Genomic DNA, 14,861 nt, shown 5'->3' on the forward strand with positions numbered 1-14,861 from the left:
TAAAAAAATAGATGGACTAGAATGTCCATCTATTTTATGCCCATTGCATTAGTGATCCGATTGTTATAAAACCAAGTGATAATATAAATAATATCCCTTGAAGTGGTAAAACCCACTTTAACCATTTTCCATAAGGCACACCTGCAAGACCCAAGCAAGCTATTAATATTCCTGATGTTGGGAATAGTGTATTAGAAAATCCATCTCCCAATTGATATATCAATACTGTTAATTGACGAGATATTCCAACTAAATCTCCAAGTGGTGCAAGAATTGGCATTGTAAGTGCTGCTTGTCCTGAACCCGAACTAACAAAGAAGTTTATAAACATTTGTATAGGATACATTATATAAGCTGCTATCATTGGTGGTAAGTTACCAATTAATTGAGATAAATTATATAAAATTGTATCTATTATATTAGCATTCTCTGCAATTATTACTATAGCTCTAGCAAATACTAACATAACAGCTGCTCCTATCATTCCCTTTGCACCTTCTATAAATGCATCTGCCATTTCATCAGTTCCAAGTTTTCCAATAAAACCACTCATAAGTCCAGTTGCTAAAAATACTGCAGCTATTTGAGGAATCCAAAATCCCTGAGTTAATACTCCCCATACAATTATTCCTATACATAATGCCAATAAAAGTAATATTATTTTATGTGACATTCTAAAATCTTCATTTTCACTTCCACAGTTACCTAAGTTTGCACGCTTAATTTGATCACTTTCATAAACTAAACTAAGTTTTGGATTCTTTTTAATTTTTGATGCATACATCATTAAAAATACAGTTCCTATACAAGTAGTTATAAACCAAATAATTGTACGATATTCTATTCCTGAGAACATCGGTATTTCTGCTATTGATTGTGCAATACCTACTGTAAATGGATTAAGCATAGCTGATGAAAATCCTAATTCACAAGCCAAATATGTAATTCCAACTGCAACTATACTATCATATCCTAAAGATAGCGCTAAAGGTACAATTATTGCTACAAAAGGAACTGCCTCTTCACTCATTCCAAATACAGCACCACCTAATGAGAATAAAAATGTAAGCATTGGAATTACTAAAATTTCTTTTCCTTTAAATATATTAGTAACTCTCACTATTCCAAAATCTATTGCTTTAGTTCTAGTAATTAAATTAAATGCTCCCCCAACTACAAATAAAAATGCTATTATTTCTGCACCACCAATAATACCTTCTACTGGTGCTTGTAAAACTTCAAATACTCCTTGTGGCTGACTTTCAATATATTTAAATGAGCCATCTACAATTATTGTTTTTTCACTTCCATTTACCACCTTTACTACTTTTTCATAAGCCCCTCCTGGTACAATATAAGTTGCAATTGATACAAGTATAATTATTGAAGTAATGATTACTAAAGTATGAGGTACCTTTAATTCTCTTTTATTTTCTCTTTCTGTTCTTGCTTGTGCTAAATTCAATACTTTCACTCCCTTTTATTTTTATAATTTTCTTAAATACAAAAAAGTCTTGAGCGAAATCACTCAAGACTATATTCTTTCATTCAAATAATTTACAAATTGAAATACCAATTTATTAAAATATATCTGTCATGATAGCTCATCATAAAATTTATGACAGTATTATGCATATTCTACATAATCCCAACTATATAACCTTAAAGCCTCAGTTATATGTTTCGGCGATATTTCCTTTCAATTTACTTCACTGTGCTTAACTCTGTAAATTTACTCTTAAAGATCGCAACCTCTATCTTTTTTATTTAATTTTTAATTTATATATAATATAACCTATATTATTTCTATTGTAAAGTGAACATTAACTTTATTTTCAGATTTTTCTAATTTTATATCATTTTAACATAAAAGACTGAACTACTTTAGTTCAGCCTTAATATATTTCTATAATTTTTCCCCATTAGATCTTATTACTTCTTTATACCAAAAGTAACTATCTTTTTTAATTCTCCTTAAATCTTTAAAATCATGATCTTCTCTATTGATATATACAAATCCATAACGTTTTTTAAACCCTTGATGAGAACTTAATAAGTCAATTACTGACCAAGGACAGTATCCAATTAGCTCTACACCATCTTCAATTCCTTTTCTACAAGCATCTATATGATCTCTTAAGTAATTAATTCTATAATCATCATGGACTCTTTCGTCTTCAGTTAATGTATCTGCTGTTCCAAGACCATTTTCTGTAATTATAAGAGGTAAATGATATTTATTGTAATATTCATTTAATGCTATTCTTAACCCAACAGGATCTATTTGCGCTCCATACTCTGTTGCACTTAAGTTAGGATTTTTTTCAATTTTAAAATATCCATATAAATCATAATCTATCTCACTAACACGAGTTCCAACTGGATTTTCTTCTGTTGCTTCAAGATGTCTTGCACATAGTGTACGATAATAGTTAAATGCTATAAAGTCCATTTTAGCATTTTTAAGTATTTCTTTATCTTCCTCAAGCATATTAGGAACTATGTTAAGTTTTTCTAAGTAATTCATATAATATGCTGGGTATTGTCCATTATAGTGCATGTCTAATAAATAATTAGTTTTAAAGTTATCATTTAATTTTGCTGCCCATACATCTTCTGGCTTATTTGAGTATGGATAAGTTACTGTAGCCGATATTGATGGCCCTATTTTCCCACCTTCAACCATATTATGGCAAGCTATTGTTGCTAATGCGTGAGCTAAACACATATGATAATCCATCTGTGCTCTCATTTTTTCAACTTTATAATTATCAGTTTCATATATATTCATACGCTCTTTTACACGCATCATTAAATTTTGTTCATTATGTGGTTGCCAGTACTTAACTCTATCTCCGAAGTTTTCAAAGCAAATCTTTGCATATCTTTCAAATGCAAATGTACATTCTCTAGCTTCCCATCCATTATACTTCTCAACTAATGCATATGGTAAATCAAAATGATATAAGGTAACAAATGGAGTTATATTACACTCTACTAAATAATCTATTACCTTATTGTAAAAGTCTATTCCAGCTTGATTTATTTCTCCATCTCCAGTGGGTATAATTCTAGCCCATGATAGCGAAAATCTATATATATTTAGCCCTAAATCTTTCATAAGATCTATGTCTTCTTTCCAGTGATGATAAAAATCACTAGCTACCTTACTGTCTGCTTGAATTTCTGACTTTTTAAATGAATTAAAGTCTGCAACTGTCATTCCTTTTCCATCTTCATTCCATCCACCTTCTATTTGAAATGCTGAAGATGATGCCCCCCATAAGAAATCTTTCGGGAATGTATTTTTCATACTACGTCCTCCTAATGTCTATATTAAGCAACCTCTTTTAAAGTTTCTTCTTGCTCTTCCTCTATATCTTTAAATCCAACTATATATGTAAGTAGTGCTGAACCAAAGAATGCAAAAACACATCCTATTAAGTAAGCTAAAAATCCTTTAGCTCCAGCTTGTGCATATACTGGAATTGTAAGTACACCTTGATTTGCAAATGCTATACCAAATGCTCCTCCATATCCCATTATTCCACCACCTATTGCACCGCATATTACTGCACATATCATTGGCCTTTTTAAGCGTAAGTTAGCTCCATAAATTGCAGGTTCTGTTATACCAAATAAAGCAGTTATACTCCCCGATAAAGCAACTGTTTTTAGTGATTTATTTTTCGATTTTAAAAATACACCTAATGCTGCTCCTGCTTGTGAGAAATTTGCTGCTCCTGCAAATGCTAGTAAATTTTGACGTCCATTTTGAGCTATATCATTTATTGCTATTGGTAATATTGGTCTATGAGCTCCAAATATAACTAATACACACCACATTCCACCTATAAATGCTCCACAAAGAACTGGGCTAAAGTTCATAAGTAATTGATAGAACCAATTAACTCCATTACCTATATATATTCCTATTGGCCCAAATACTAATAAAGTGGATGGAACCATTATTAATATTGAAAGTGTAGGAACCATTATCATTTCAATTACATCTGGTATTACTTTTTTTAAGAATTTCTCTAAGAAAGATAACATCCAAATTGCAATAATTATCGGTATTACTGATGAAGTATAACTTGCTTTTGTAATACTAATATTAAATAAACTTACTACTCTCTCTTCTGCCATTAATGCTACTATACTAGGATAACATAGAGTTGCACCAAGTACCATTGATATAATTTCATGTGTTTTAAATACTTTAGCAGCTGTATATCCAAGTATTATTGGGAAAAAATAAAACACTGCATCTGATGCTGCATTTAAGATAATATATGTATCATTTTGCTTTATATCTATATTATGCTTATTTAAGTAGTACATAGATATAACTGCTAATATCCCCTTTATCATTCCTGAACCAGCTAGTGCATATATAATCGGCGTAAATATCTGAGCAATAGTTGTAAGTACCTTATTTAATGAAAAACCTTTTTTAATTTCTTCATTATTTTTATTCTTAGTTTTACCAACCATAGGTTCTAGTTCTTTAAATACTTTATCTACTTTACTTCCTATAACTACTTGTAACTGTTCCATACTTTCTACTACAGTTATAATTCCTTCTATTTGTGAAAGATTTTCTTTATTTACTTTACTAAAATCTATTAATGTAAATCGTAATCTTGTATGACAATGTATAACATCTTTTATATTATCTTTGCCACCAACATTTTCTAAAACTTCTTTAGCAATCTGTTTAAAATTCATATCTAACCTCCTATTTCTTATAACTTTATGTCCTTTATTATTTATCCATTATTTTTATTGATAATCAAATATTTTCATTTATTTAATAATCCTAATTTAATTATTTATAATTTTAGATAATTACTTATAAGTTTAAATATCAATTATATAAGTACTTTAATATATTCTTTACTAATGTTATTTCTTATAAAGTTTATACTAGTAATTTAAGGGTATTAATAATAATTATTATATTAAGGTGTTTAATTAATATTTTAGTACTTATTGTTACAATGCCTTTAGTATATTTATTAATTGTATAGTTTAATCTGTATAATATATAAAGGAGAGTTTTATATGTGTGATTTTATTTCTCGTAATAGTAAATCATTTGAGGAGTTAGATATATTTATAAATTCACTTGATAAAAGCGAGGATAATGTAATTCGTACTTTACATTATGCGCAAAAAATATTTGGATATCTTTCAAATGAAGTTCAAAAATATATTTCTAAAAAACTAAACATTTCATTTGATAAGATTCATGACTTAGTTAATTTTTACTCTTACTTTACAACTGACCTTAAAGGTGAAATCAAAATAAAAGTATGTTTAAGTGGTGCATGTGCTAAAAATGATAGTAGTAATATACTTGCTGAATTTGAAGAATTGCTAGGTTTAAAATGTGGTGAAACTAGTAGTGATTTAAAGTTTAGCTTAGATTCATCAAGGTGTGTTGGTTCATGTCGTCGTTCTCCAGTCATTACTATAAATGGAAGAGTTTATGATAATGTAACTCTTAAGGATGTTTCTTTAATTCTAAAAGAACTTAAGTAGTTTTTAATTTATATATAGTAAAAATAATAAACTTAATAAAAAAGATGGACTGTATATTACGTCCATCTTTTTGTCTTCTATGAAAGAGTTTTAAACTCATATCCATTTTCTTTAAAATATTTTATTATTTGTGGTAAAGACTTTGCTGTTTCTTCTTTTCCATAAGTATCGTGCATTAAAAGAACTACCATTTCTTTATCTTTAGATGTTTGTATTGCTATATTAGCTAATTGATCAGCATCTTTTTTAGCTCCTTCTGCATCTTTACTTAATGCATTCCAGTCTATTGATGCCATGTTATTTTCATCTAAATAAGCATCTAAACTATCCATACCTTTCCATGACATATGACCACCTGGACATCTTATTACTCTAGTAGAAAAATACTTACCTAAAACATCTTTTAATAATTTATCAGTTTTTTCAAAATCAGCTTTAAATGCCTCTAAATCTAATACTCTATTTGGATATAATATGCGATAATCATGAGTATATGAATGATTTGCAATAGCATGACCTTCATTTAGTTCTTGTTTTAAAAGTTCTTTTGCTTTTTCTCCACCTCTTTCAATATTTTCCCCTGTAACAAAGAAAGTTGCATGAACATCATTTTCTTTTAATATTTTTAAAACTTGAGGAGTTACAGTTGTTGAAGTTCCATCATCAAAAGTCAAAAATACTATTTTTTCTCCATTATTAGAATAATCATAGCTATTAAGTTTTTCAGCTACTTTTCTAGCATCATAAGAATATTTTTTAGCATCATTACTACATCCAACCATATACTTTTTCTTTTCTTCTTCTTCTTTTCTTCTTTCTTCTTCAATTCTTTGTTGCTCTAATTTTATTTGCTTTTGTTCTTCAAAGTAAGACCAAGCCTTACTTGTTATTCCTATAAAAAATAAACATATTAGTATTAATATTATTAATCTACTTTGGTTTATATTTCTTCTTACGTTTCTCATCTCTCTTAGTGCCTTTCTTTAATGTCATTTTTCTAGTTTGTATGTCCGTTATTTTCAATTTATATTTATAATTTATCTGTTATTGATTTAGGTATTACAAACTCAGTTAATCCTTGTGATCCCGGTGCTACATCATATTTATCAAAACATATTACAATTTCACCTTTATCATTTATATAAAACCCTTGATTTTTATCTATTTTGTCAAATGTATAACTTCCATCATTAGCATCTATCCAATAATGTACTTCTGAATCAGCCTTCATTCTTTCTCTCATTTGTTGTTTTATGTTTTCACTTATAATATCTACATAATCAGTTCCTCCAAACATGCCTTCTAAAGTTAAAATTGTTTGATTCCTTTTGTCTATATTATAAAATTTTCGAGTTGTATCACTTGATGCCATTATAGTGTTGTTGTATATAACTATAGATAAAATATCATCATTATCTGTTTTTACTTCATACCAGGATTTAAAGGATTCTCTTCCCTCTTCTCCTTGCAGTTTTAATTGTTCTAATTCTTTTAAATACTGATCATACAATTTTTTACCTTCTTCTTCGAACTCTTTATTCATTTGATATTGTAAATTAGTATCTTTCATACCTTCTATATTAGGCACGTCTATTGATATATCAAGTCCACCTTCATCAATTTTATAATTTCTAAAGTTAATTACTTTTATGACTTCACCTATTACAGGTATATTTTCTAAAGCATTTGCAAATGTTGGATTAATATTAACAATTCCTACTACTACTGCTAATGATGCTACTAGTGTTGACACCTTAGTTATACTTTTTTTATTACGTCTATTAAGTACATCATTTACAACGATATTTAATTTATCTGGTATCTCTATATTCATATAATCATTCTTTAATTGTTCTATTTTCTTATCACTTTTCAAAGTTTTCACTTCCTTTTATTCAGTAATGCTTATTTTCAGTTTAGATAATGCTTTATAAAGCCTAGTTTTTATAGTACTTTCTTTTTCATCTAAAATCTTTGCTATATCAGATATTTTCATATCTTCAAAGTATCTTAAAACAATCACATCTTTATACTTTTCAGGTAATACCTCTAGTGCTCTTTGAAGATCTATATCTTCGTATGTATCATACTCAGTAGATTCTTCTAAATTTAAGTCATCACTTCCTATAACATACTTGCTATTTTTCCTTATATAGTCAATTGCTGTATTAGCTACTATCTTATAAATCCAAGGTTTAATACTATCTATATCTTTGAGAGTGTCTACATTAGTTAAAGATTTGCATATAGCATCATGAACTATGTCTAATGCGTCATCTTCATTTCTTACATAAGTATAAGCAAATCTATATAATGATTCTTTATTGTCGACAATATATTTTTTTACCTCTTTTTCCTTTTTTTTAATTCCTAAGCTTAGTAATTTCATCTTATTCGTCCACCTCTCATATATATGACGATTTATATGTTGTAAAAAGTTTTCTTTTTTTATTTTTTATTAATTATTTTTTTTAATACATCTTAAACAAAATAAAATTAATAATAAAAAAGAGCATAACTATGCTCTTTCTTTATTATTAATTTTATTTACTTTTATGCTAATACAGTTTCAATATTTTCTAATTTTTCTCCATTAGATTCTATGACTTGCTTATACCAATAAAAACTTTTCTTTCTATTTCTAGATAAATCTCCACTACCATCGTCATACTTATCTACATAAATAAATCCATATCTTTTCGCCATTTCTCCTGTAGATGCACTTACTAAATCTATACAACCCCATGGAGTATATCCTATTAAGTCTACTCCATCTTCTACAGCCTCTTTCATTTGCTCTATATGTTCTTTTAGGTACTCTATACGATAATCATCATTAATATTTCCATTAATCTCCTTTTTATCATAAGCTCCCAATCCATTTTCAACTATCATCATTGGTATTCTATATCTATCATATATTTCATTTAATGTATATCTAAGACCTTTTGGATCTATTTGCCATCCCCAATCACTTGACTTTAAGTAAGGATTTTTTGCTCCACCTAAAATGTTGCCTCCTGTGCTTGCATTCTCAGGATCACTACTTACGCATATAGACATATAGTAACTAAATGTATAGAAGTCAACACAACCATCTTTTAGAATTTCTAAATCTCTATCTTCCATTTTTATTTCTATATTATTTTCTCTGAAATATCTATTCATATATGTTGGATATTCTCCACGTACTTGAACATCTCCACAGAAATAATTCATTACTCTACTATCTTTTTGAGTCATTACTATATCATCAGGATTACATGTAAATGGATACATTGTTGCAAATAATTGCATGCATCCTACCTTATAGCTCGGGTCTATTTCATGCGCTAATTTAACAGCCTTTGCACTTGCAACAAATTGATGATGTAATCCTTGGAATCTCAATTTAGGTATATCTACTTGATTAGTAAAATCTGTAGTTCCTTCATTTAATATACCTTGAGATAAAAATCCTCCAATAGGCATAGTTGCTGAATTTATTTCATTAAATGTTAACCAATATTTTACTTTTCCCTTGTATCTAGTGAATATTGCTTCACAATAATTCATGTATAAGTCTATTACTTCTCTTGAAGCCCATCCATTGTATTTTTCTGTTAAAGCAAATGGTACTTCATAATGAGATATTGTTATTAATGGTTCTATATTGTATTTTAAACATTCATCTATTACATTTTCATAAAACTTAAGACCAGATTCATTTGGACTATTTTCCATTCCTGTTGGGAATATTCTAGTCCATGCTATAGAAAATCTAAATACTTTAAATCCCATTTCTGCAAATAAAGCTATATCTTCCTTGTATCTATGATAAAAATCTATTGCTTCATGGCTTGGATAAAATATTCCATCTTCTATAGTTCTTGTTATTCTCTTACTTACCGTATGAGACCCTCCTGTACACATATCTGAACAAGATGGCCCTTTTCCGTTTACATTCCATGCTCCTTCGAATTGGTTAGCCGCAGTTGCTCCCCCCCATAAAAAATCTTTTCTAAAAGACATACTATTATCCCCCTTAATCTAAATCTTTACCGTTTGAAGCTATCACTTTTTTATACCAATCAAAACTTTTCTTTTTACTACGTTTTAGAGTTCCTTTTCCACCATTATCTTTATCTACATATATGAATCCATAACGTTTTTTCATTTCCCCAGTACCAGCACTTACTAAATCAATACATCCCCATGGAGTATACCCTAATAAATCTACACCATCTAATTCAACAGCATCTATCATAGCCTTTATATGCTCACGTAAGTAATCAATTCTATAATAATCATTTACATAACCATTTTCATCTGGAGTATCTACTGCGCCTAGTCCATTTTCTACTATAAATAATGGTTTTTGATAACGATCGTATAAAGAGTTCATAGTTATTCTAAGACCCAATGGATCTATTTGCCATCCCCATTCACTTGCATCCAAGTATGGATTTTTAAGAGTTGCAAAAACATTTCCTTCTGTTTGAGCATCTACCTTCGGATCTGCACTTGTAAGTCTTGATGAATAGTATGAGAATGATATAAAATCCACTGTATTTTCTTTTAATATCTTTTTATCATCTTCTCCTATTAATATGTTTATACCTTTACGTTCTAATTCTTTTATTGCATATGCTGGATATTCTCCACGAGATTGTACATCTATGAAGAAGTAATTTTCTCTATCTTTTTCTATAGATTTCCATACATCATTTGGATGACAAGTATATGAATAAGTATTTCCTGCAGCTAACATACATCCTATTTTAAACTCTGGATTTATTTCTTTAGCTAACTTTGTAGCTAATGCACTTGCAACTAGTTGATGATGCGCAGCTTGATATTTTATTTGTTCTTCATTTTCACCTTCTTCTATATATAGACCTGCACCAATAAAAGGTAAATGAAGTATCATATTTATTTCATTAAATGTTAACCAATACTTTACCTTACCTTTGAATCTTGTAAATATTGCTTCACAGTACTTTACGTATAATTCTACTAATTTACGGTCTCTCCATGCTCCATATTTTTCTACTAAGTACATAGGAACATCAAAGTGACATATCGTTACTAATGGCTCGATTCCATATTTTAAACATTCATCAAATAAGCTTTCGTAAAATTTTAACCCTTCTTCATTTGGAACTTCTTCAAGTCCAGTTGGAAATATTCTAGTCCAAGCTATTGATAAACGATAACATTTGAATCCCATTTCTGCAAATAATTTTATATCTTCTTTATAATGATGATACATATCTATAGCTTCATGTGAAGGATAATAATGATTATCATCACATTCAAACATCTTCATTTTACCAGCTAAAACTGGAAATCTATCTTTTCCGTGTGGTGCTACATCTACATTTGCTAGACCTCTACCACCATCTTTATATCCACCTTCACATTGGTTAGCAGCAGTTGCTCCGCCCCATAAAAAATCTTCTCTAAGTGCCATAACTCTACCTCCATAAATTTATGTATATTAAATCCCCTAGGAGATAAAAGTAAATATATATATCTTATCTCCTATAAAAACTCTAAGCTAAAACAGTTATTAGTTCTTGGCTATTGTTTATATTTTTTGGTGTTTTTCCTACAACATCTACATAATCAGAATAATTTGTAACCACTACTGGTGTTTCTAAGCAATAACCTTCTTTTGATATTTTTTCTATATCAAATGTTACTAATGTCTGACCTTTTTTAATTTTATCTCCTTGTTTTACAAAGGATTTGAAGTATTTCCCATCTAATTGGACAGTATTTAGCCCAATATGAACTAATAACTCACATCCATTGTCAGATACTATTCCTATTGCATGTTTTGTTGGAAATAAAGTCATTACTGTTCCATCAAATGGAGCTACTACCTTACCTTCTTTAGGTACTATTGCTACACCTTGTCCTAATACTCCGCTTGAAAATGCTGCATCTTGTACTTGGTCTAAAGCTTTTACTTCACCTTTTATTGGACTATATATTATTTCTCTTTTAGTTTTTACTATTGTTGATTGTTCTTTATTATCATTAGATTCCTCTACTACAGTATCATCTTTCCATAATAAGAATGTTAATACAAATCCTACTATTGCCGCTACTATTGCTGCTACTATTGAAGTATAAACTCCTGTCATATCTCCTGTTGCTGGATTTATATAATTAGGTATCCCAAATATTCCAAGTCCACCCATTACGTATCCTTTTATATTCATTACACCCATTACGTATCCTTTTATATTCATTACACCCATTACAGCACCTGCTGCCGCTCCACCTATACAACTGTATATAAATGGTTTCTTTCTAGGTAAAGTTATACCATAAATTGCAGGTTCTGTTACTCCACATATACCAGATATAACTGCTGGTATACATAACTCTTTTATCTTTTTATCTTTTAACTTAAAGTACATTGCCGCTACTACTGCTGTTTGTGCAAAAGATGGTGCAAATGCTCCAACTAATATTGTATCAAATCCCATAGTCATCATATTTGATATAGCTATTGGTATTAATCCCCAATGTAATCCGAAAATTACAAGTGCTTGCCAGAATAAACCAACTAATACACAACATAAGATTGGTGAGAAGTTATATAATGATAAGAATCCATTTCCAACCATATTAGCACCAAATGTTGCAATAGGCCCAACTAACATAAATCCTATTGGTAGCGAAACTAATAAAACTGCCATTGGTACAAAGAAGTTCTTTACTACATCAGGTATTATCTTATCAAACATTTTTTCTAATTTAGATGCTAAATATACAATTAATATTACTGGAACTACTGTAGATGTATAGTCCATTGCTATTACTGGTAATCCTAAAAATGTTATATATACTGGAGACTCGATCATTGTCCCTGCAAATAATGTGTATAAAGGTTCAGAACTAGCTGATAATGTAGCTAGCTGAATTCCTGGATAACATAAAGCAGCTCCTATAAGCATTCCGACAAATGGTTTAAGTTTAAACTTTTTAGCTGCTGTAAAACCTAAAATTATAGGCATATACTGGAATATAGCATCTCCAATTGAATTTAACATAATATATTCACCACTAGTTTGTGCATATAAACCTAGTGCCAAAAATATTGCATTGAATCCTTTTATCATACCAGCAGCACACATAACTCCTAGTATTGGTTGAAAAACTCCTGATATAATGTCTATAAATTTATTGAATATCCCTTTTGGTGAATCTGATTCTGAATTGTCTGAAGTATCCCCTCCAAGTCCTGCTAAATCACATACAACTGAATAAACATCTGGAACGTGGTTACCAATTACTACTTGGTACTGTCCACCACTCTTCATTACAGTTACTACACCATCCATGTTTTTTAGTACATTATCATTTGCAATTGACTCATCTTTTAGTTTAAAACGTAGTCTTGTTATACAATGTGATAAACTGCTAATGTTTTCCTTTCCACCGACATTAAATATAATGTCTTTTGCTAATTGTTCATACTTTTTCATTTTTACTCCTCCACTTTCTTTTTTGAAATATGAAGGTTTGGCCAACTTAATGTCACCATCCAATATATATAAGCCTAATTTCTAGGATTTATATCCTACCTAATACTTTTACTCACTACTCTTTCAACATGAATAGTTAAGTATAGTTTTTCTTCATCTGTTAATTTGTAATTATATTTTTTATCCATAAATTCATCTACTTTTTCTATACAACTATATGCATTTTTATATTTCAATTTTATTACATCTAATAAATCATCTTCATTGTCTTCATATGATGTATCTTTTAGTAATCTTTCTGCAAAGTATTTTAAATGAGTAATAAATCTATAATAATATACAGACTCTTCATCAAATGTTATTCCAAAATGATATTTAACTAAATTTGTTATTTCCTGCATTATTTGTGTCACTTTATAAACAATCTCTATATTTTGATCCATTTGTGCGTTTACTATATGTAGTGCTATAAAACCTGCCTCGTCCTCTGGTAATCTAACTTTGAATTTATTCTCTATGTAATCTAAAGACTCTAGTCCTATTATAAATTCTTCTTTATAAAATCTTTTTATATCCCAAAGAAGAGCATTTTTTACATTTATACCTTCACGAGCTCTTTTTATTGCTGTATGCATATGATCAGTTAAAGAAATATAGATACTATCATTTAATTTTTTCCCTAACTTCTTTTTTGAATTTAAAATTATTTCATCTGATAACTCCATATATTTTAATGGAATATCTGATATTAACTCTTTAAATTTATTAGACATATTTGGATCAGAAAGTTTAAATACTTTATCTATCATATCTTTTTGAATATAATCTCCTGTACGCTTTTTAAAAGCTATACCTCTTCCCATAACGACTATTTCTTTATTATTTTCGTCATTTGTAATAACAACATTATTATTAAGTATTTTTTCAATAATCATTCTGATTCCCCCCTTATCTCTTTTTCTACGATTAACTTTGATTTTACTTGGTTTATAACATAAAAAAACCTATTTATTACACGTTAAATAGACTTGTATTAGCCTAAGTAATAAATAGGTTTAGCTTGTATTTAAACAATCACTATCCGGTTACATTTAATTTTCTAAGTTATTTATATAGTAACAATTCCGCATGTGTATGTCAACGTTTTCTTAATTATTTTTAATATTTTCTATTTGTATAAATGTAATTATTAACTTCTTAGTATCATTGCACATTTATGATTTTATTTTTCTAAGTATTTCACCGATGAAAAGATTTCTATATTACCTTCTTAAGCTACTCATATATTGATATATTTCTTCTATCTAATTAATAATTTTTCAATATCATTCTTGATCTTAATTGGTGATACTGTAGGTGCATATCTTTTTACTACATTACCATCTCTATCTATTAAAAATTTAGTGAAATTCCACTTTATCTCTTTACTTAAGAAACCTTTGGCTTCATCTTTCAAATATTTATATAAGGGATGTGCATTCTCTCCATTTACCTCTATTTTTTCAAACATATTAAAACTTACTCCATAATTTAGCTGACAAAATTCATGTATCTCTTCATTTGTACCAGAATCTTGCTTTGCAAATTGGTTACAAGGAAAACCTAATATTTCAAAATTTTTATCTTTATATTCTATATATAATTCTTGTAACGATTTAAACTGTGGTGTTAATCCACATTTACTTGCTGTATTTACTACTAATACAACCTTATTCTTAAAGTATTCCATACTTATTTCCTGACCATTCATCTTTTTTGCTTTAAAATTATAAAATTTCATACTTATACTCCTTAATTTATATAAATTTAATTTTATTCAATTAATAATATTAA

General features: G+C 28.7%; 12 protein-coding genes and 1 riboswitch. Of the genes, 1 reads left to right on the plus strand and 11 read right to left on the minus strand.

The features are described 5' to 3' along the window. Window positions 1–34: 34 nt before the first annotated feature. The 3 genes from EIH23_RS09895 to EIH23_RS09905 all read right to left on the minus strand — a co-directional run bounded on the left by EIH23_RS09895 (window position 35) and on the right by EIH23_RS09905 (window position 4,731). Window positions 35–1,465, minus strand: a complete 1,431-nt coding sequence (locus EIH23_RS09895) for a YfcC family protein (protein WP_330566216.1) — start codon at window positions 1,463–1,465, stop codon at window positions 35–37. A gap of 127 nt (window positions 1,466–1,592) precedes the next feature. Then, window positions 1,593–1,765: riboswitch (Lysine riboswitch) on the minus strand. A 141-nt stretch (window positions 1,766–1,906) separates the two neighbouring features. Then, window positions 1,907–3,313, minus strand: a complete 1,407-nt coding sequence (locus EIH23_RS09900; RefSeq protein ID WP_122640128.1) for a glycoside hydrolase family 1 protein — start codon at window positions 3,311–3,313, stop codon at window positions 1,907–1,909. Window positions 3,314–3,336: 23 nt separating this feature from the next. After that, on the minus strand, window positions 3,337–4,731 hold the full coding sequence (locus EIH23_RS09905; RefSeq protein ID WP_122640129.1) for a PTS transporter subunit EIIC: 1,395 nt from the start codon (window positions 4,729–4,731) through the stop codon (window positions 3,337–3,339). A 336-nt stretch (window positions 4,732–5,067) separates the two neighbouring features. Between EIH23_RS09905 and EIH23_RS09910 the strand changes: the two genes are divergently transcribed. After that, window positions 5,068–5,547, plus strand: a complete 480-nt coding sequence (locus tag EIH23_RS09910; RefSeq protein WP_122640130.1) for an NADH-quinone oxidoreductase subunit NuoE family protein — start codon at window positions 5,068–5,070, stop codon at window positions 5,545–5,547. 77 nt (window positions 5,548–5,624) lie between these two features. Here EIH23_RS09910 and EIH23_RS09915 read toward each other — a convergent pair whose 3' ends face one another. From EIH23_RS09915 to EIH23_RS09950, 8 genes are all read right to left on the minus strand, one after another. Beyond that, entirely contained in the window at window positions 5,625–6,512 is an 888-nt protein-coding gene (locus tag EIH23_RS09915) for a polysaccharide deacetylase family protein (protein WP_122640131.1), read from the minus strand. A 65-nt stretch (window positions 6,513–6,577) separates the two neighbouring features. Further along, window positions 6,578–7,432 (minus strand): anti-sigma-V factor rsiV, encoded by an 855-nt coding sequence (locus EIH23_RS09920; RefSeq protein WP_243113381.1) that lies wholly within the window; start codon window positions 7,430–7,432, stop codon window positions 6,578–6,580. A gap of 6 nt (window positions 7,433–7,438) precedes the next feature. Next, on the minus strand, window positions 7,439–7,936 hold the full coding sequence (locus EIH23_RS09925; protein ID WP_122640133.1) for an RNA polymerase sigma factor: 498 nt from the start codon (window positions 7,934–7,936) through the stop codon (window positions 7,439–7,441). A 164-nt stretch (window positions 7,937–8,100) separates the two neighbouring features. Beyond that, a complete protein-coding gene (locus EIH23_RS09930; RefSeq protein WP_122640134.1) occupies window positions 8,101–9,558 on the minus strand; it encodes a glycoside hydrolase family 1 protein in 1,458 nt (485 codons plus the stop codon). Window positions 9,559–9,571: 13 nt separating this feature from the next. Then, the gene (locus EIH23_RS09935; RefSeq protein ID WP_122640135.1) at window positions 9,572–10,999 is read right to left on the minus strand and encodes a 6-phospho-beta-glucosidase; all 1,428 of its coding nucleotides are present in this window, start codon (window positions 10,997–10,999) and stop codon (window positions 9,572–9,574) included. A gap of 82 nt (window positions 11,000–11,081) precedes the next feature. Next, the gene (locus tag EIH23_RS09940; RefSeq protein WP_122640136.1) at window positions 11,082–13,028 is read right to left on the minus strand and encodes a beta-glucoside-specific PTS transporter subunit IIABC; all 1,947 of its coding nucleotides are present in this window, start codon (window positions 13,026–13,028) and stop codon (window positions 11,082–11,084) included. Window positions 13,029–13,123: 95 nt separating this feature from the next. Then, complete coding sequence (gene licT / locus EIH23_RS09945) at window positions 13,124–13,963, minus strand: BglG family transcription antiterminator LicT (protein ID WP_122640137.1); 840 nt, start codon at window positions 13,961–13,963, stop codon at window positions 13,124–13,126. 365 nt (window positions 13,964–14,328) lie between these two features. After that, window positions 14,329–14,808, minus strand: coding sequence for a glutathione peroxidase (locus EIH23_RS09950; RefSeq protein ID WP_122640138.1), 480 nt, complete (start codon window positions 14,806–14,808; stop codon window positions 14,329–14,331). Between the last annotated feature and the right edge of the window lie 53 nt (window positions 14,809–14,861).

It is taken from the genome of Romboutsia sp. Marseille-P6047 (assembly GCF_900604535.1).
Lineage (GTDB): Bacteria > Bacillota > Clostridia > Peptostreptococcales > Peptostreptococcaceae > Romboutsia_E.

What these genes read in the sequence shown, in the direction of transcription:
- EIH23_RS09900 (WP_122640128.1), bottom strand. Translation starts at nt 3,313, where the DNA reads ATGAAAAATACATTCCCGAAAGATTTCTTATGGGGGGCATCATCTTCA.
- EIH23_RS09905 (WP_122640129.1), bottom strand. Translation starts at nt 4,731, where the DNA reads ATGAATTTTAAACAGATTGCTAAAGAAGTTTTAGAAAATGTTGGTGGC.
- EIH23_RS09910 (WP_122640130.1), top strand. Translation starts at nt 5,068, where the DNA reads ATGTGTGATTTTATTTCTCGTAATAGTAAATCATTTGAGGAGTTAGAT.
- EIH23_RS09915 (WP_122640131.1), bottom strand. Translation starts at nt 6,512, where the DNA reads ATGAGAAACGTAAGAAGAAATATAAACCAAAGTAGATTAATAATATTA.
- EIH23_RS09925 (WP_122640133.1), bottom strand. Translation starts at nt 7,936, where the DNA reads ATGAAATTACTAAGCTTAGGAATTAAAAAAAAGGAAAAAGAGGTAAAA.
- EIH23_RS09930 (WP_122640134.1), bottom strand. Translation starts at nt 9,558, where the DNA reads ATGTCTTTTAGAAAAGATTTTTTATGGGGGGGAGCAACTGCGGCTAAC.
- EIH23_RS09935 (WP_122640135.1), bottom strand. Translation starts at nt 10,999, where the DNA reads ATGGCACTTAGAGAAGATTTTTTATGGGGCGGAGCAACTGCTGCTAAC.
- EIH23_RS09940 (WP_122640136.1), bottom strand. Translation starts at nt 13,028, where the DNA reads ATGAAAAAGTATGAACAATTAGCAAAAGACATTATATTTAATGTCGGT.
- licT (WP_122640137.1), bottom strand. Translation starts at nt 13,963, where the DNA reads ATGATTATTGAAAAAATACTTAATAATAATGTTGTTATTACAAATGAC.
- EIH23_RS09950 (WP_122640138.1), bottom strand. Translation starts at nt 14,808, where the DNA reads ATGAAATTTTATAATTTTAAAGCAAAAAAGATGAATGGTCAGGAAATA.